The sequence below is a fragment of the Rhizobium sp. YTUHZ044 genome, assembly GCF_051123975.1.
GTDB lineage: Bacteria > Pseudomonadota > Alphaproteobacteria > Rhizobiales > Rhizobiaceae > Rhizobium.
Genome location: NZ_CP101429.1, coordinates 304,795 through 321,126, shown reverse-complemented (window position 1 = coordinate 321,126; position 16,332 = coordinate 304,795). Strand labels below are relative to the sequence as shown.

The window sequence follows — 16,332 nt, the reverse complement described above, 5'->3', positions numbered from 1 at the left end:
CCCGCAGACCGACCGGACGCCGTATAGCTCGGAGCAGCCTGTAACTTCGATCGTGGGTAGAAGCGAGAACAGGGTCAGGCTCAGAGCGATCACGGAAAATCTTCAAGACTGGCGGCATCAGGTGCAAAGCTTCGCTAGTTCTCCAGTCTTCCCGGGGATCAGAGAAGAATAAGTCAACGCTCTCGCAAGTCTCGGAAATGACGTGATTAGCGAACCTGGAGGCTCCACGCAATATAGGACGCTGGGTTCGTATCCGTTCACCTTCTTCGAAATCTAATTCCATGCGGAAAGATTTTTCCAGTTCTGGGGAAAGCCCATGGCATTTTCATCTGCGAGTGAGCAGGAATTCATCAATTCTAAGAGATGCTGACGCCATTGGTTTCCGGGCGCTACGATACCTATTAGATAACCGAGAACCGCCACCGTATTATATAGACGGCCTTGAACATTCTGATTCATGGCCAACTTCAGGCTGGCAGGCGACTTTGGCACGATCATCTTCACAGTGATCTGTTTGTTCCAAAGGCGGCCGTGATGTGCACAGATGTTGCGTATGTAAGTAAGGTGATGAGCGAGCGAAACCAAAACCGTTTCGTCAAGTCCATACGTTTTCGCAATGGCTTGGCGGTCGGCGCGGCTTTTCAAATTACTGTACCACATCGAGAGCTGACCCAGTGAAACAACCTCTGCCGTCATCCATATAGGGGGATGTTCCGGATCATCGTATTTGTTTCTGTAATGAACGATGAAAGTGTCTTTCGACCTGTTGAGATCTTCAATCAGCTTGGCGAACGCTTGAGCGTAACGATCGGCGCGATTGTAAAGCGCTGGCTCGAGGTAGCCGTGTGGCCCATATTTGATTGCGAGATGATGCGCCCAACTACCTCGCAGAGAAACTTCAATTCTTTCGATAGCATCCATCACGAGCAATCGGAGCCGTCTGTCGAAGATGTATAGGTCCAACACATTGTCGAACGTGGTTCCATTCTTGAATCGATGTTCGCCATTTGGCGGCGTCGCATCTTCAAACGGAAGCCAGTAGGCACGCAGACGGTAGTAGCTTATATGCTGGAGGCAATGAGCTGTATGGGCGCGATCGGGAACGGCCATTCCCCTCGCTTCAAGCAGCGTAATTTGGTCAGCGATGGAGACGGAAGGTTTTTCGAACTTCATGCCATTTCATAAGCAGATTCGAAGTCCTAGAAAAGGAAAACCCGCCGGGGTGCGCAGTTCCGAAACCTAAGTTCCGTCCGAGGCGTGGCGGGTGTTGTTGACGTAGGATATGGCTCAATCTCGTTAAGAATGCAACAAGGGAAGGGCAAAAAATCCATCCGTTTCCGGGCTTTTGAGGGCAACCCCTTGATCCAGAATCAGGATTTATTTCCAGACGCAGCGCTCGTTCAGGCCGGAGACGTTTGGACTCAAGCGGACTTCTGGGACAACCGTGCTGAAGCAGGTAAGGCAACGTTCGCGATCTCATTCGAGCCAGCCTGCCGGAAACCAACAGGCGCGGGCGCGAGCCGGGAAAGCGAGCTTTTACAATGGGATTTTATTCGAACTTGATGGCTCTTGGTTCGAATCCCTTCAACTGCACGCATTGTGGAAATTACCCGATGGTCAAATGACTACAGCGGGTCGACCGTCTCGTCCTCTGAGGGGAGTGCACGAACCTCACTTGGCGTTAGGAAGATCGCTCCATTTTATCCTCAGGAGAGATTTCGCTGTCTTGGGAAGCTTCTTGCGATCAACCATCCGGGATGAGGCTTCGAAGTCGGCGTTGATCTTCACGACGAGAAGCTTGCTGAAGTTGCCAGATACCTTCACGAAAACCTCGTCTTTGGATTTGAACGGCGTGATGGTTTTGATCTCAACATGGTCGTTGCCAAGCCGACCGTCAGCACCCTGCGCGTACGAGTTGTTCAGCTTTATTCCGAAGGTGATGGCGCCGAAGAGTTCTCCTATGTCTCCGTACACATTGAGATGACGACCTGTCTGAAGGTGATAGCTTTCTGCCAGCGACAGGAGCTCCTCAAAATACGGAATCAACGATGTGTCTGCATTCGGATATTTGGCGCGCCACTCATGGTATCGAAGCCGTTCTTCTACTTCGGACCAGGAAACCCATTCGCCGTCTTCATAGAACGCTCGATCCCAGATATCAGCATCCATTTCAAACCTCGTGGAGTTCCAATTTTCGCGATGCTGTTATTGCGATCTTTCGATCGATCCACGCAGAAAGGCCGTTCCAAAGTTCTTGGTCGAGGCCAACGCGACAAGCGATCGCAATGATCTCCTGGTAGGAGATGGGTGTGACGGCAAAGGCATTCGTTACTGGGAATACATTCCAGAGGTCTTCGCGCTCGATGCGGCTGCCGACCATACGACGCTTTGCGCGCCGTCGGAAAGCTGGGATGATCGGCAAAGGCTGCGAGGGCGGCCGCTTTAAGATCGTGTTGCTTGCCAAACGAGGCGATAGCGCATGCCCCCTCCAGATTTCCCGCCAGCATAGTAGAACGCATGCATGACCCGCGAAAAGTTAGCCAAAAGAGTTAGGGTCCGCAGGCTACGGGGTCAGGCGTTATCGATTCGAAATCTACGCTCGCGATACCTTTGTTGACTCCATCCTTCACTCGGTCGAAAAGTGACTTAGCTATAGAGGAGATGTCTGATGGCTGAAGAGAATAATACGGGGGCCGCTGCCGGGGCCGCGGAACCGGATGCACCGATAAAGGCTGACCTTAAGAAGAAGCGTGCGCCGCGTCGTCAAAAGCAAGCTGCCGACCCGGCTTCTGCCGCGACCGAGGCGGTGACCGAACCGGCGGCAGGTGCGGCAAAACCTGCTGGACGGGGCAGGGGAAGAAAGCCGAGGTCGATGGAAGCGAAACCTTCCGATGCCAAGAGCACCGCCAGGGGGAGAGGAAGAAATAAGATCCCCAAGCCTGCCGAGCAAACGGCAAAGACATCCGCACCCGCACCCGCAGTCGATGAGCTGGAAGATCTGCTTCAGCTTGAAGAAGAGAACAAGCGCTTGCGCAAATTGCTGGCGGAAAAGCTGCGCCATGAAAATACCGACCTGCGCAAACGGCTCGGGCTTGATTGATCAGCACTCCAACATGTAAGTCGGCCGCCAAAGCGGCTTAGCCACCGTATCTTCAGCAGAAAAAACGGCCGCCGGGCGCCTCGTCGTGCCGGGCCGACCTGCGAGTGGGATAGGGCCGCTGCCGCATCATCCAACCTGATTTAATCGAGGGGAAATGCCCATGAAAACACCGTGGAAATTCCTCGCCGAATTGACGTCACGGCGACGAGCGGCAAAGGGGCCGGAGAGCTCCATTGGGCATGATACCGATCCCGCGGCTCTCGATCACGAGGCGGAGCAGACGCCGGCACCTCCGTCGACCGACGTCTCCGCCTCTGTGGATTACAACGAGGCTGCTCCGGTCGAGCAAGTGGCATCGCCATTGACTGAAAAGCAAGGCAGTGGTGAAGCCATGCAAGCTTCGGCGCCGTCGGTCGATGGTGACGATGCGTGGACACCCGCACCAAGCGAAGCTCTTCATTCAGATGCCGCCCTCGTGCCAAACGAGACAAGCATTAAGGCTCGGAAAGGATCTCCGCCCAGCCGCCGTGAACGGACGAAGGAACTCCAGGCAAGCATAACCGCGCGGGGAGCTGCCGCCAAGCATGAAGGTCAAAGCGTGTCCCCGTCATCAGCTCGCGATGCGTTCATCGATGACGTGGTAAGCCTTGATGAGGACATCAAAAAGCTGAGAAGTGAGCTCGCTCGGAAGCTTCAGCTGCAGAACGCCCAGCTCAAGAAAATGCTGAAACGGTTCGACGTTTCTTGAGCTTGGTTTAGGTTTAGAGGTTTAGCATATGAAAACACCACAGCGAAAGTTCGTCGTCGAATTCAAGTCAGGTCGCCGGCGATCGACAACGCAAACGGATTCGATCTGGGGAAACACCGATCTCAAGGCTTTCGTCCGTCAGGCCGAGACGGAAGCGCCGCACCTGTTCCAAGCCAAGCTGCGGCTAGACACTATCGCCCAATCCGACGAAGTGGCGCAGGACCAGGACCCAGCGAATCAGCTCGATCTGGGCCATGGCACCAGCAATCAGTCCCAGCTCGTCGGTTCTTTGGTCGAACCAGCGCCACTCAATCCACCGCAAAACCATCACGATCACGCCGGCCCGCTGTCGCAATCGAAAATGCATTCGACTAAAAGGAAGGCTCGGAAAGCGTCAGCGCGCATTGGCGAGAGCCGCTCAGGAAATCACGTCGATAGCGCAAGCGACGAGCGTCGCAAGGGATCGGCCGTCGCTTTCGTCGAAGGACCAGTTGATGACTTGGCCGCACTTGATGCGGATAACCAATACCTCAAGACACTGCTGATAGAGCAACTCCGCCAGGAAAACCTGCGGCTGCGAACGATGCTCAAGCGATTTGGCGTCTCCTGAGTGCTGCCACCTAGCAGTTTTTGAGTGCGGCGATGCGGCTCCGTCGCCTCTTCGCGCCGGGCGCCTACGCTTCAGTGTGAATTCCGATTCCCGGACGTCTCCTATGCCACTTACGGAGAATAGCCGGGTGATTAGTTCAAATCCCATCAACTGCGAGGTTTACGCATGATTTGCACTAAAACAGTTGATTTTGTCCCGGGCAGGACGCAACCCGGTCTATGGTCGAGCATACGTCCCTCTAGTCTGCTAAGGCGTGGAGTTTGCGGTATCCTACGCGAGACGGGCCTGTTCGGCACGGTCAAAATCCACGAGTGGAAAAAGGTCATTGGCGCGTAGTCAGGTGGTCGGCAGCGATCATCCGGAAAAAAACTTGGCAGATATTCTAGTACTACAGTTGCGGTTTACCGGAAATCATGATTCACTTCCCGCATTTGGCGGGAGGGAAGTTCAATGTCGGTTGCGGGTTGGTCCGGGTCGGTTCTGGCGTGGCATCGTGAGCTCGATGCCTTGAAGGTGCGGTTGGGCTCGGTCTTTGGTCGCCGAGAATTGCGCGCATCGTGCGGTGCCTTTCTGGATGGGTTGTTGTCGGGAGTAGAGCGCAAGACTGGCTGGCTGATGGCGGAACAGGCAGGACTGGAGCGCCCTTATCGGATGCAATCGCTGCTGGGGCGCAGCCATTGGGATGCTGACGCATTGCGCGATACGGTTCGCGCTTATGCAATAGAGTCTCTCGGTGACGCGGACGGCGTTCTTGTGGTCGATGAGACCGGCTTCCTGAAGAAAGGCGCCCATTCAGTCGGTGTCGCACGACAATATTCCGGCACGGCCGGCCGGATCGAGAACTGTCAGATCGGTGTTTTCCTTGCCTATGCAAGCCGCTACGGTCAGACCCTGATCGATCGGCAACTTTATCTACCGAAGGAGTGGGCCGAGGATGAAGCCCGCCGTGCTTCGGCTCACGTCCCCCAGTCCCAAGCCTTCGCGACCAAACCGGCCATTGCAGCCAAGCTCATTGCCGATGCGCTGGATGCCGGCGTGCCTTGTGCCTGGGTATTGGCGGATGCGCTTTATGGTTCGGATTCCAAGCTGCGCCGGATGCTGGAAAGCCGTGGCCAGCCTTATGTTCTGGCAGTGCGCTCCAATCATTGCCTGCGCTTTGTGCGTGAGCAAGGGATCGAGCAGACCGATCCCGAAACGATGGCTGATGAGTTGAAACCGGAGGTTTGGCAGAGCCATGCAGCAGGCGAAGGTGCCAAGGGTCTTCGGCTTTATGATTGGGCCCGTATTCCTCTCAGCTCTCGCCCGGATCCACAATGGGAGCGCTGGCTTCTGATCCGGCGCAGCCGACGCGAACCCGATGCGCGCGCCTATTACTTTGTCTTTGCGCCCGCCGGTACCGAATTGAGCGAATTGGCGGGCGCTGCCGGGCTGCGTTGGACCGTGGAAGAATGCTTCCAGCGTGCGAAGGACGATCTCGGCCTGGATCATTGCGAAGCGCGATCCTGGCATGCTTGGAAGCGGCACATGACGCTCGTCATGGCAGCCGCTGCATTCCTCGCCAAACTCGGCGCCGATCTACGCCGCACCGCTGCTGGCAAACCGAACGAAACGAGTCCAAACCCGCCAATCGCCGCCTGACCAACACCATGGCCTTCGTGCCCAGCGTCGCAGAGATCCGCTATCTGATCAAACGCCTCCTGCTACAGCCCCCGATTAGAGTTCGCCTCATCTTGGCATGGTCACTCTGGCGACGCAGGCATCAAGCATCCGCAATGCTTTCTCACTACAAAGCAAGGCATCAAACGCAACTGTAGTACTAGATCAAATATCAATTGTTCGAGATACAGCCAATGTTGGTTGCGCTAGGATTCTGTGTATCGCTCCACCCGCAAAGAGTCCGGACCCGACGAAAGGTTCTATGATGCTCGAACCAGACGCTGCCGACCAACACCCAGACGCCGAGAGCCGCTTTCGTCCGCACACCTCGCATTGGGGCGTGTTCTCGGCTCGGATGATCGATGACCGGCTCGAAATCCGGCCGTATCCCGATGATCCCGACCCGAACGAGATCATCCAGAATTTTCCCAAAGCACTCCGCCACCGCGCCCGCATTGCCCAGCCGATGGTGCGCAAAGGGTGGCTGGAGAACGGCCCAAGTCCGGATGATCGCCGCGGGCGCGAGGAGTTTATTCCGGTTTCGTGGGAGACGGCGCTTGATCTCCTCGGCCAAGAGCTCATCCGGGTCCGTGGCGGCGTGGACCCCCGCGCAATTTTCGGCGGCTCCTACGGCTGGTCGAGCGCCGGCCGCTTCCACCATGCCCAGAGCCAGATCCACCGCTTTCTCAATGTCGCCTGCGGCGGCTATGTGCGCTCGGTGACCAGCTATTCCTCCGGCGCCTCGCAGGTTCTGATTCCACATATCATCGGTGACCACGAGGGGCTTACCAAGCGCAACGTCTCCTGGGAGCAGATCGCCAAGCACACCGACATCGTCGTCGCGTTCGGCGGCATGGCGCTGAAGAACGCGATGGTCGCGGGCGGCAGCGTCAGCAAGCATGTCGAGCGCTCCGCCATGAAGAGCGCGGCCGACCGTGGCTGCAATTTCGTGCTGGTCAGCCCGTTGCGCTCCGATCTGCCGGAGGAGGCGAATGCAGAATGGGTCTCCTGCATGCCGGGCAGCGACACCGCGTTGATGATGGCGATCGTCCACACGCTTGTCGTCGAAGGCAACCACGATCGCGCCTTCCTCGACCGTTACACCTCTGGCTGGCCGATTTTCGAGCGCTACCTCCTGGGTGAGGCGGACGGCCAGCCGAAGGATGCGGAATGGGCGGCTACGCTTACGGGTGTTTCCGCCGACGGGATCATCGTGCTTGCAAGGCGACTTGCCGGCAAGCGTGCGCTGATCGTCGTCTCGCATTCCCTGCAGCGCGCCGAGCACGGCGAACAGCCGGTCTGGATGGGCATGGTGCTTGCCGCCGCATTGGGACAGATTGGATTGCCTGGCGGCGGCTATGGCTATGCGCTCGGCGCGGTCGCCTATTACGGGCGGCGTTACAATGCGGTGCCGATCCCGACGCTGTCGCAGGGCAGCAACGGGGTCAGCGATTTCATTCCGGTCGCGCGCATCGCCGACATGCTGCTTCATCCCGGCGAGACCTATCGCTTCAACGGCGAAACCCGGACTTATCCCAAGATCAAGCTGGTCTATTGGGCCGGCGGCAACCCCTTCCATCATCACCAGGATCTCAACCGGTTGCGCAAGGCCTTCGCCCGGCTCGATACGCTGGTCGTGCACGAGCTTGCCTGGACGGCGACCGCGCGCCATGCCGACGTCGTCCTGCCCTGTACGATGACGCTTGAGCGCGAGGACATCGGCGCAAACTCCAACGACCCGCTGCTTGTGCCGATGCATCCCATCGTGTCCCCTTATGGCGAAGCGCGTGACGACTACGCGATCTTCGCGGACCTCGCCGAGCGGCTTGGCGCGCGCGAGGCTTTCACGGAGGGGCGGAGCGTCCGGCAATGGCTCGAGCATCTTTATGAAGAGACCCGCGCCGGGCTTGTGGAGAAGGGGCTGCCCGCGCCAAGCTTTGAGGAATTCTGGGCCGGCGAGGGGCTGCTTATGCCGCAGCAGCCGGATGACGGCGGTTATCTACGTGCCTTCCGCAATGATCCCGACGCTCATCCGCTCCCGACACCAAGCGGCAAGCTGCAGATCTATTCGGAGCGGATCGCGAGCTTTGGAGAGGCCGATTGTCCTGGCCATCCCACCTGGCTCGGCTCCGTCTATCTTCCGACCGAGAAGACACCGTTCGTGCTGATCGCCAACCAGCCGAAGACACGGCTGCACAGCCAGCTCGACTTTGGTGGCCATAGTGTCGCGTCGAAGCACCGGGGCCGCGAGGTTGCGACCATGAATCCCGAAGATGCGGCGGGGCGCGGCATCTGCGAGGGTGATATCATCAAGTTGTCGAATGAGCGCGGCGCGTGCCTTGCCGGGATCACACTTTCGGACAGCGTTCGGCCCGGCGTCATCCAGCTTGCGACAGGCGCATGGTACGACCCGGCCGATCCGAATGAGGAAAAGTCGCTCTGCGTGCACGGCAATCCGAATGTGCTCACGCGGGATATTGGGACTTCGGCCTTGGCGCAGGGCTGTACGGGCCAACTAACCAATGTCCAGGTCGAGCGTTTCGACGGAAACCTCCCGGAAATCCGTGCCTTCGATCGGCCAGTCTGATGGCGTCGATCGGCGAATTCCACGGCGTGGTCGCTAGCCATGAGCGTTGCGCGGGGCACTATTGGGCGGCGAGTTGTCGTCGGTGAGATGCCTGCGCATGTAGACCTGCGGGCTGCTGCCCATCTCGTTGCGGAAAGCAAAGGCGAAGGCGGAGGTAGAACCGTAACGAAGTTCCATGGCGACCTGGGTCCCACCCAGGCCGCCCCCCAAAAGCTCGATCGACCGGAAGAGCCGCAGGCGCCGGCGCCACCAGCGCAGGCTCATGCCCAATTCCGTGTTGAAGCCGCGGGCCAATGTTCGCGGCGACATGTTCAGCATCTCGCTCCATTCCTCGGGGCTTAAGTCATCGGTCGGATCGAGATAGAGCGCCTCGCACAACTTCGTCAAAGCCGCGTTTTTGCCAGGGCAAAGCCGAAGGCAGGGCTGTACCCGCACAAACTGGTCGAGAATGAGTGTCGTCACCCGGCTCGAATAGCCGTCGCGGTCTTCCTGCCCCTCCAATTCCGTGGCCTCGATGATCAAAGCTTGGAGCAATGGCGACATCATGAAGATCGTCGGGACTTTCGGTAGGTTCGCCCCGGCTTCATCGGCAATCCACAGACTGCGGAACACGGCGCCGAGTGGCGAGCCGACACGGTGCACGACGCCGGTCGGCAGCCAGGTGATCTGAACCCTTCAAACTGGACCAGTTTTGGTTAGAGTTTCCGGTGCATTTTCCTGGCTGGGAAAGGAACGGAAGACGATGAAGGCATCGCAGTTTTCGGACGCCCAGAAGGCGTTCATTCTGAAGCAAGGCGACGAAGGTGTGCCCGTTGCAGAGATCTGCCGCAAGGCGGGGATCAGCCAGGCGACCTATTTCAACTGGAAGAAAAAATATGCCGGCATGTTGCCGCCGGAGATGAAGAAGCTGAAGCAGCTCGAGGACGAGAATTCGCGGCTGAAGAAGATTGTCGCGGACCTGACGCTCGATCGTGAGATGCTGCAGGACGTCATTCGCCGAAAGCTCTAAGGCCTGCTCGCAAGCGGGAGATGGTGAAGGGCATGTGCCGGGATTGGGCGATCTCGATCCGGCGTGCCTGTGGGGCGCTGAACTTCGATCGGTCAACCTACCACTACACCTCTCGTCGTGCCGATCAGGCCGGTCTGGAACGTCGTATCCGTGAGATCTGTGAGACCCGTGTCCGCTACGGTTATCGTCGTGTGCAGGTACTGTTGGAACGCGAGGGTTGGGGTACCAACATCAAGCGGACCTACCGCATTTACAGGGACTTGGGCCTGCAATTGCGTAATAAGACACCGAAACGCCGGGTCAAAGCCAAGCTGAGGGAAGGTCGGCAAATGGCAGTCGGTCCGAACGATGTCTGGGCTATGGACTTCGTTCACGACCAACTCGCGACCGGCAAGAAACTGCGGGTGCTCACGGTGGTGGATACCTTCTCACGCTATGTGCCGGTGCTCGATCCGCGTCACAGCTATCGAGGTGAAGATGTCGTGCAAACCTTGGAACGAGTATGCCGGAACGTTGGCTATCCCAAGACGATCCGTGTCGATCAGGGGACCGAGTTCGTGTCTCGCGATCTCGATCTCTGGGCCTATGCTAAGGGCGTCACGTTGGACTTCTCACGCCCTGGAAAACCGACCGACAACGCCTTTATAGAAGCGTTCAACGGCCGCTTCCGCGCCGAATGCCTGAACCAACACTGGTTTCTGACCCTTGCGGATGCCCGCGAAAAGATGGAGGATTGGCTTAGATACTATAACGAAGAACGGCCTCATGGCGCGATCGGCAACAAGGTGCCGATATCGCTGATAAATTCGGGAAGCGCAACCAGCCCGCCTCCCTGAAAGAAGCCGGAAAACTCCAGCCTTCGCTGGTCCAACGTTTGGGGGCGGTTCAGAAAACCCAAGACTCTCCCGAAAGCTGGAGGGACGATGGGTCTCAGGTCAAGAGATCTAAGCCAGTCATGAAGAGGCAGACCGGCTGCGCCAGACGGGATCATGCCGACCGCACCGTGCGCATCACCCGCTGCAGGTGCGCCTCGTCGACGTCCGCACCGGCACGCACGACGGCCGCCAATGACGACCCGACAACGCGTTCCTTAATTGCCGCAGATTTCGGCTGCTGTTCTTTCACCAGACCAGAGCTTGCTCACATCTCCACCAAGCTCCCGTCTCCATCGAAAGACCTGCGAAGTCAGAATACCGATCCGTCGAGCAACCGCCCAAATGTTCGCTCCCGGCGTGGACGCCTCCTCGACCGCAAAAGCCTTGAACTCGTCCGACCAAAAACGCCGCAACTGACAAGGTGAACCCTCAAGGCGTTCCGGCACAGCCTCAATCATATGGATCATTCTAGGACTAGCTATAGGCGCAGACATAGATGCTCGCAGTCTGTGAAATCGTCTCTCCGCCATACCGTACCCAACCCCGATGCTGATAGACGGGGTCTCCTTGTCGCTTACCGAGTTCCTGGGCGAGCCCGATGAGAAGGCCACCAGCCCCACGGAGCCTACAAGCTTCGCGCCCCGTCTGCGGGCCTTTCAAGCGTCTCGTTAAGGTCGTCTACGGTGAACATGACCTGGAGGTACTCTAGCGCGGTGACCGGCATTGGCACCTAACACGCCCGCAATGTCAGCCCCAGACCCCCTTGGCTGGCAACCTCCGCGGCTTACACAACTCAGGCTGCAAGCCGTTCTTGCAGGTTGTTTAGATAATCTTCTGCGTAGGTTTGCGCCATCGTTATCGGCAGATTGATCCCGGCCGTGGCCGCCTCTTCCAGTGCCTTCTTTACGAGCCCATTGCGAATTGCCAGCTTGACCTCGGGGCCTGCGATCAGGCTGAGCGCCTGCGCTCCAATACTGATGCCAGCTTGTTGCAGCGCCTGCTTCATATTGCCTCCGGTAATGGCTGTACGGAGAAGATTTGCCGCTTGCGCTTCGCACGCAAGAGCCATTGAAGCCGCGTCGGCCACTTGGCCTAAGACAGGAACGAAGCTCAACAAACCCACCGCGGTCGCAGCCCAATCGAGCACCGGCGAGGCCACCTTGAGCACATCGCCGACTGCGTGGATAAAGGCTCCTCCGTTTTTCTTGGGCGTTTTGGCATTAGGCTGGTCCGTCCGACCCATCATCATATCTGAGACGGCGTCCTGTTGTGCAGCGGTTTGGGGAGCATGAGCCTTCCGCTGCTGAACGGTGCGGTTCGCTGACGACATGCTGTCGCAAAAATGTGCAAAGTCCTTTTTGCTGATGTCACCGGAATCCACCGTGTGTCCGCCGCCGAAGTCGAAGAACGAATTATGGGTCTTATAGCCCGTAATCGTATTGTTTAGCAGACCAAATAATAGAGGATCTGAGAGTAGTTGCGAGGCTGCTTTCTGCACTTTCGGATCACAGTGCTTATCCTCTGCCATGCTCGCGAGCTTGTCACGAGTGAGATCACCACTTCCAAAGAAGGCGTCCTGATTGCCTTTTATCGATTCAATTGTGTCGAGCTCGGTTTGCGTGAGACTCATTGCCGATGAAGCAACCTGCAGAAAGTCCTCTTTGTGCACCTGGTCTATCGCACCACCGTATAACTGCTTCCATTCGCCCGGGCGCTCGACGAAGTACTGAGCCGCCGCAATGACCTGAGGCGGACATTTGCCCGTTTTCGCTTCGCCTTCGACGATCCGCTTAAACTCAGCAACACTGAGGTTCTTCGGCAGGTTTTCGGAGTACCGGTAAAGCTCGCGTAACGCATCGTTCCGTGTCATGGCCGACGGATCGGGATTCCCAGTGCTGTCGGATGAAATGTAATTCTGCGTATAGCTTTGCGCCTGAATCTCCAGAAATGCAGTGATTTGGGAATGGTGGCTACAGAATGCCGACAAGTCTTGAGCTGTAAATCTGCCGCCGCAGCGGCCATCACCCTGCGAGCCGATAGCATAAAAGAGCTCTGGATCCTGCTGCAATCCCTCGATAGCCGCTTTCAGATCTGGCGGCGTTGAGGGATCATTCGCTTTGTCTCCCAGCGATTCCCACTTGAGCGGACATTGGTCCTTATGACGGTTTAGCACTGCTACAATCTGTAACTCGACTGAGGTGAGCGTCCCGCCGTTCCACTTGATTCTCTCGCTTTTTACGGGCGTCGTTGCGACTGAAGGAGATTCGATCGGTGAAGTTTCCGGGCGCTGACCCATTGATTCTAGTGCCGCCTTCATATGTGGCGGCAGCAGGTCCAATGGGTGCCGCGTCAATTCCTCCAGCGACGACCCGGCTGTCGGCGACAGCGATTCCGACGCATGCTGGCACAACCGTTCCAAAGGCAATGCGAGGCTCCGGAGCGCGAACTGACCGGTCCTGTCTTCAGGCCGGCAAATGGAAAGCATCGCTTCGAAGTTCTGCTGAGTCTTACCGAGCGCGGGTACTGAACCATACCAACCCCGTGCGGACTGCGAAAAAACCTTGGCGATATTGTTTGACATTGTGGCTCCTCGGACGAGATTGCAATCCCCTGGGAGATGCAAGATTAGTTCACGAACGTTGGCAAAACCGGGCATTGAAGAGGTCGCTGCATTTTCGCCGCGCCGTGCTTAGTTGCCCCGCCAGATTAGGGCTCTCAGGTTCATTCTGGCACTCAATGGCCAGTGATTGTTGGAGATCCTGAATTGGATCATGAGCGGGTCAGCTTTCGAGAACCTGACGAACCAATGCGAATTCACTTAGGACTGCTGTTGATTTACGTTTTTTCCAGAAACCGGGGCATATCCATCGATGTCATTTCCGGTTCAGCTGAGGCTTCTCGGCAGCAACACCATCCTGTTGCGGCACGTCAGAAGAATATGCCGCTTCGGGTCGTCCACCGCGCACGACCATGGTCGAGGAGCCCCGAAACAACAACAGCAAGGGTTCCTCACTCGGTGCCGGCGCGACATTAGGCTGCGCTTGCGCCTCCGCAAGAAGGCCGTTGAACGTCTCCTCCACGAGCGCGAGGAAGCGCGGTGGACCAGAAACCAAAACGAGGTCACTTCCCGCCGCGGATTTCACGACAAAGCGGTCATCTAAGATGCCGAGCTCATCGAGGGCCGCCTTGAACGCATCGAAGCGAATCGGGGTCAATACAAACATCTTAGAATGCGCTTCTTTGGCGGCAGATACATAGAGTACAAGCCCATCATAGTACCATTGTAGATCGTACAGCTTACTCAAGCGATCGAGGAACTCCCGCGGTGGCAAATCGGGCATACGTCCGCGAATCCGTCCCCTCACCTCGGCGCTGATACTGACCCTGATATTTAGGTTATTTCCGAATTGCTGCAGCGCAGCAGCGAGATCCTGGTCCAACACCGTATACCTATAGGGTGTAGAGGGGAGCGATAGAGGGGCGCCGACGGCTGTATGTATTCCGGCCGAGAGAAGAATCCCGACGCAGAGAACTCTCGTCAAATTGTGCAGGATCGTGGATAGAATGAACGATGTGGACATCTCGTCGTGATAATCGAACGGCCGAAACTCTCACAAGTACAAAAATCGCTAAGTTGAGTTTTTAGATAATGACGCGCTCTCGTCAGCTTATAGTCAGCTCACCTCTCTAGGTACAGGCGCAACAGCTGGTGATCGCCGGCTAAACGCAATCCACGCGAGACGCAAACAATCGAGTCGTTGCATTATGCTGCCTGTTAACTCAATCTCTGCCAGTCTGATTGACTTTGTTCCCAAGGTTGCTTCCCCCTCGTTGGGAGAGCAGGCTCAATTTGAGCGCGCGCTAGCGCAGGCGGCCGCCTCTACGAAAAATGATACCGGATTGTCGCCAGCTACGGCGGCGCCAGTTCCTCCGCAGTTGGATGTCCAGCGCGCAACTCCACAGCCAAGCTCGCCCGGCGACCGCGTGCTCCAAACTCTTTCTTCGATGTACCGCGAGCAGACGGTTGGTTCTACCGCGCTTGACCATCAGGTAGGTCTTGCAAAAAGCGCTCCACTCCGGGCGGCACAGAGGCTCCCTGTCGAAGGTGAGACGCCGGCAAGATCGGCGGGACCCGATTTCGGGTCGACGATCTCTAATCTACGGGATCTCTACAGTGGCGTCACCACAGTTTCTCTAATTTCTAAAGGTGTCAGCGGCATCACCTCATCTGTGAACACGCTAATAAAACAAGGATGAACCGCTCGTATGATTGGCTCAGCACTTGGCGAAATCCGGCATAGCCGCCTGTCGGGTCTTCGTTCGCTTCGTTTGGTCGTTCTGCCACTTCTCTTCGCCTTGAGTGGTTGCAAGACCGATCTGTATACGCAACTGCAGGAGCGCGAGGCGAATGAGATGCTCTCGCTTCTAATCGACAACGGGGTTGATGCGGTCCGGGTTGCCGCGAAGGATGGGACCAGCACGATCCAGGTCGACGAAAAGCTGCTTGCGTTGTCAATCAACCTCTTGAATGCCAAGGGGCTACCCCGCCAGTCGTTCAAAAACCTCGGGGATATTTTCAGCGGATCAGGCCTGATCGCCTCGCCGACCGAGGAGCGTGCTCGTTACATCTATGCCCTAAGCGAAGAGTTGTCGCGTACTATCAGCGACATCGACGGCGTCTTGTCAGTACGTGTTCATGTCGTTCTGCCGAATAACGATCTGTTAGGTTCGGATGGCACGCCATCCTCGTCCTCGGTCTTTATACGGCACGACGCCAAATCGAATCTCCCAGTTCTCCTGCCGAAGATAAAGTTGTTGGTCGCCGACAGCATCGAGGGCCTGTCCTACGAAAAGGTGGAGGTGGTTTTGGTGCCAGTGGAACCGTCCGGACCTGACTACCGGCGCGCTCCGGCGACTGTTTCAGCCCAAACATCCAGCTCTTTTCCACCGCCACTTCTGCCAATCGTGATGGGTGTTGCCGCAGCTGCATTCGCAGCGGCGTGCTATCAATTAGTCGGTGGTCTAATGCGTCGGCCCAAGCAATCATCGGGCCAACTATCCAAGGTCGAAGGTTCCTCCGGGGCTTCCGCTGTCGAGGCCATTCGCAAAAAGATCAGCGCATAGGTAATAATCCCAATGTCGATACCGATACAGGCTGCCGGACTCCATCGGTCCCTCCAACTGAATTCCATGTGGCTAAACGACCTTGCTGCTATGGCTCACCCGACTCGTCTTGCCGCTCGTCTTGACCCGGCGTTGTCCGCTGCGACGTTGGAACAGTTGCAGAAGCGTCCCAGGCTGCAGCCAAGACTGGCGGAGTTGCTGTTTGATAATGAATTGCATTCGGACGGAACCGGCCTTGGGCCAGATCTGCTCCGCGGACATGATCCGCGTCGGACTGCTATCCTTGCCGGCAGTATTTGGCATGCCCGTTCGCTGTTGAAGCTTGTCTCAAAGCCCCACCTGACTGCGCTTATTGACCATATCGGCGCTGATGCCCACGCGTTCGGAATTCGGCATCTGGCGCAGGCGATCGCAACCAGCTTGATCGCTGATCCGAACAGGCTCGCGCAGCAAATCGAACACGATGGACATGCCTGCCTTGGAGCTTGGCTCAATGACAGTTCCGCGCTTGAGCGTAGCTGTGTGCTTCTTCGATTGCCGGTCGGGACCGCTGCGGAGAATCCTTTGCCCGAACACAGTAAAGCCTCCGGGCAATTGTTTGCGCTTGTCCTCGCCCATCTTGA

At 57.2% G+C, this 16,332-nt stretch carries 15 protein-coding genes and 1 pseudogene; 8 read left to right on the top strand and 8 right to left on the bottom strand.

Annotation, left to right across the window (positions count from 1 at the left end):
• Positions 1 to 273: 273 nt before the first annotated feature.
• Together NL154_RS29335 and NL154_RS29330 are read right to left on the bottom strand one after the other, a co-directional pair.
• Entirely contained in the window at positions 274 to 1,173 is a 900-nt protein-coding gene (locus NL154_RS29335; protein WP_430960449.1) for an Abi family protein, read from the bottom strand.
• Positions 1,174 to 1,671: 498 nt separating this feature from the next.
• Positions 1,672 to 2,169: a hypothetical protein gene (locus NL154_RS29330; RefSeq protein WP_430960448.1), complete on the bottom strand. Its 498-nt coding sequence runs from the start codon at positions 2,167 to 2,169 to the stop codon at positions 1,672 to 1,674.
• A 499-nt stretch (positions 2,170 to 2,668) separates the two neighbouring features.
• On the opposite strand from NL154_RS29330, the gene NL154_RS29325 reads away from it, so the two are divergent.
• The 5 genes from NL154_RS29325 (at position 2,669) to NL154_RS29305 (ending at position 8,701) form a co-directional block, all read left to right on the top strand.
• The gene (locus NL154_RS29325) at positions 2,669 to 3,100 is read left to right on the top strand and encodes a SyrB2 regulator (RefSeq protein WP_430960447.1); all 432 of its coding nucleotides are present in this window, start codon (positions 2,669 to 2,671) and stop codon (positions 3,098 to 3,100) included.
• A 160-nt stretch (positions 3,101 to 3,260) separates the two neighbouring features.
• Positions 3,261 to 3,848, top strand: a complete 588-nt coding sequence (locus NL154_RS29320) for a hypothetical protein (protein WP_430960446.1) — start codon at positions 3,261 to 3,263, stop codon at positions 3,846 to 3,848.
• Positions 3,849 to 3,876: 28 nt separating this feature from the next.
• Positions 3,877 to 4,458 (top strand): hypothetical protein, encoded by a 582-nt coding sequence (locus NL154_RS29315; RefSeq protein WP_430960445.1) that lies wholly within the window; start codon positions 3,877 to 3,879, stop codon positions 4,456 to 4,458.
• Positions 4,459 to 4,908: 450 nt separating this feature from the next.
• Positions 4,909 to 6,096: an IS701 family transposase gene (locus NL154_RS29310; protein ID WP_216755744.1), complete on the top strand. Its 1,188-nt coding sequence runs from the start codon at positions 4,909 to 4,911 to the stop codon at positions 6,094 to 6,096.
• 283 nt (positions 6,097 to 6,379) lie between these two features.
• Entirely contained in the window at positions 6,380 to 8,701 is a 2,322-nt protein-coding gene (locus tag NL154_RS29305) for a molybdopterin guanine dinucleotide-containing S/N-oxide reductase (protein WP_434734558.1), read from the top strand.
• Between the two features lie 33 nt (positions 8,702 to 8,734).
• Here NL154_RS29305 and NL154_RS29300 read toward each other — a convergent pair whose 3' ends face one another.
• Positions 8,735 to 9,343, bottom strand: a complete 609-nt coding sequence (locus NL154_RS29300; protein WP_434734544.1) for an AraC family transcriptional regulator — start codon at positions 9,341 to 9,343, stop codon at positions 8,735 to 8,737.
• 100 nt (positions 9,344 to 9,443) lie between these two features.
• Between NL154_RS29300 and NL154_RS29295 the strand changes: the two genes are divergently transcribed.
• Positions 9,444 to 10,546 (top strand): IS3 family transposase gene (locus NL154_RS29295; protein ID WP_434734541.1). Its coding sequence is split into 2 segments (ribosomal slippage): positions 9,444 to 9,705 and positions 9,705 to 10,546, totalling 1,104 coding nucleotides; the frame shifts between segments, so codons are not numbered across the junction.
• A gap of 254 nt (positions 10,547 to 10,800) precedes the next feature.
• Here NL154_RS29295 and NL154_RS29290 read toward each other — a convergent pair.
• The 4 genes and pseudogenes from NL154_RS29290 to NL154_RS29275 form a co-directional block, all read right to left on the bottom strand.
• The gene (locus NL154_RS29290; RefSeq protein WP_430961988.1) at positions 10,801 to 11,043 is read right to left on the bottom strand and encodes a transposase; all 243 of its coding nucleotides are present in this window, start codon (positions 11,041 to 11,043) and stop codon (positions 10,801 to 10,803) included.
• Between the two features lie 118 nt (positions 11,044 to 11,161).
• Positions 11,162 to 11,306 (bottom strand): annotated as a pseudogene (locus tag NL154_RS29285) (VOC family protein); the annotation flags it as partial.
• Positions 11,307 to 11,378: 72 nt separating this feature from the next.
• On the bottom strand, positions 11,379 to 13,166 hold the full coding sequence (locus NL154_RS29280) for an HrpF/NolX family T3SS translocon protein (protein WP_430961136.1): 1,788 nt from the start codon (positions 13,164 to 13,166) through the stop codon (positions 11,379 to 11,381).
• A 292-nt stretch (positions 13,167 to 13,458) separates the two neighbouring features.
• A complete protein-coding gene (locus NL154_RS29275; RefSeq protein ID WP_430961987.1) occupies positions 13,459 to 14,166 on the bottom strand; it encodes a nodulation protein NolW in 708 nt (235 codons plus the stop codon).
• A 184-nt stretch (positions 14,167 to 14,350) separates the two neighbouring features.
• Here NL154_RS29275 and NL154_RS29270 point away from each other — a divergent pair, with 184 nt between their 5' ends.
• Positions 14,351 to 14,842, top strand: coding sequence for a nodulation protein NolB (locus NL154_RS29270; RefSeq protein ID WP_430961986.1), 492 nt, complete (start codon positions 14,351 to 14,353; stop codon positions 14,840 to 14,842).
• A 9-nt stretch (positions 14,843 to 14,851) separates the two neighbouring features.
• Complete coding sequence (gene sctJ / locus NL154_RS29265; RefSeq protein WP_430961133.1) at positions 14,852 to 15,709, top strand: type III secretion system inner membrane ring lipoprotein SctJ; 858 nt, start codon at positions 14,852 to 14,854, stop codon at positions 15,707 to 15,709.
• Between the two features lie 327 nt (positions 15,710 to 16,036).
• On the opposite strand, the gene NL154_RS29260 is transcribed toward sctJ, so the two are convergent.
• Positions 16,037 to 16,327 carry a hypothetical protein gene (locus NL154_RS29260; protein ID WP_430961132.1) on the bottom strand — a complete coding sequence of 97 codons (291 nt, stop codon included), beginning with the start codon at positions 16,325 to 16,327 and terminating at the stop codon, positions 16,037 to 16,039.
• Between the last annotated feature and the right edge of the window lie 5 nt (positions 16,328 to 16,332).

What these genes read in the sequence shown, in the direction of transcription:
- NL154_RS29335 (WP_430960449.1), bottom strand. Translation starts at nt 1,173, where the DNA reads ATGAAGTTCGAAAAACCTTCCGTCTCCATCGCTGACCAAATTACGCTG.
- NL154_RS29330 (WP_430960448.1), bottom strand. Translation starts at nt 2,169, where the DNA reads ATGGATGCTGATATCTGGGATCGAGCGTTCTATGAAGACGGCGAATGG.
- NL154_RS29325 (WP_430960447.1), top strand. Translation starts at nt 2,669, where the DNA reads ATGGCTGAAGAGAATAATACGGGGGCCGCTGCCGGGGCCGCGGAACCG.
- NL154_RS29320 (WP_430960446.1), top strand. Translation starts at nt 3,261, where the DNA reads ATGAAAACACCGTGGAAATTCCTCGCCGAATTGACGTCACGGCGACGA.
- NL154_RS29315 (WP_430960445.1), top strand. Translation starts at nt 3,877, where the DNA reads ATGAAAACACCACAGCGAAAGTTCGTCGTCGAATTCAAGTCAGGTCGC.
- NL154_RS29310 (WP_216755744.1), top strand. Translation starts at nt 4,909, where the DNA reads ATGTCGGTTGCGGGTTGGTCCGGGTCGGTTCTGGCGTGGCATCGTGAG.
- NL154_RS29305 (WP_434734558.1), top strand. Translation starts at nt 6,380, where the DNA reads ATGCTCGAACCAGACGCTGCCGACCAACACCCAGACGCCGAGAGCCGC.
- NL154_RS29290 (WP_430961988.1), bottom strand. Translation starts at nt 11,043, where the DNA reads ATGATTGAGGCTGTGCCGGAACGCCTTGAGGGTTCACCTTGTCAGTTG.
- NL154_RS29280 (WP_430961136.1), bottom strand. Translation starts at nt 13,166, where the DNA reads ATGTCAAACAATATCGCCAAGGTTTTTTCGCAGTCCGCACGGGGTTGG.
- NL154_RS29275 (WP_430961987.1), bottom strand. Translation starts at nt 14,166, where the DNA reads ATGTCCACATCGTTCATTCTATCCACGATCCTGCACAATTTGACGAGA.
- NL154_RS29270 (WP_430961986.1), top strand. Translation starts at nt 14,351, where the DNA reads ATGCTGCCTGTTAACTCAATCTCTGCCAGTCTGATTGACTTTGTTCCC.
- sctJ (WP_430961133.1), top strand. Translation starts at nt 14,852, where the DNA reads ATGATTGGCTCAGCACTTGGCGAAATCCGGCATAGCCGCCTGTCGGGT.
- NL154_RS29260 (WP_430961132.1), bottom strand. Translation starts at nt 16,327, where the DNA reads ATGGGCGAGGACAAGCGCAAACAATTGCCCGGAGGCTTTACTGTGTTC.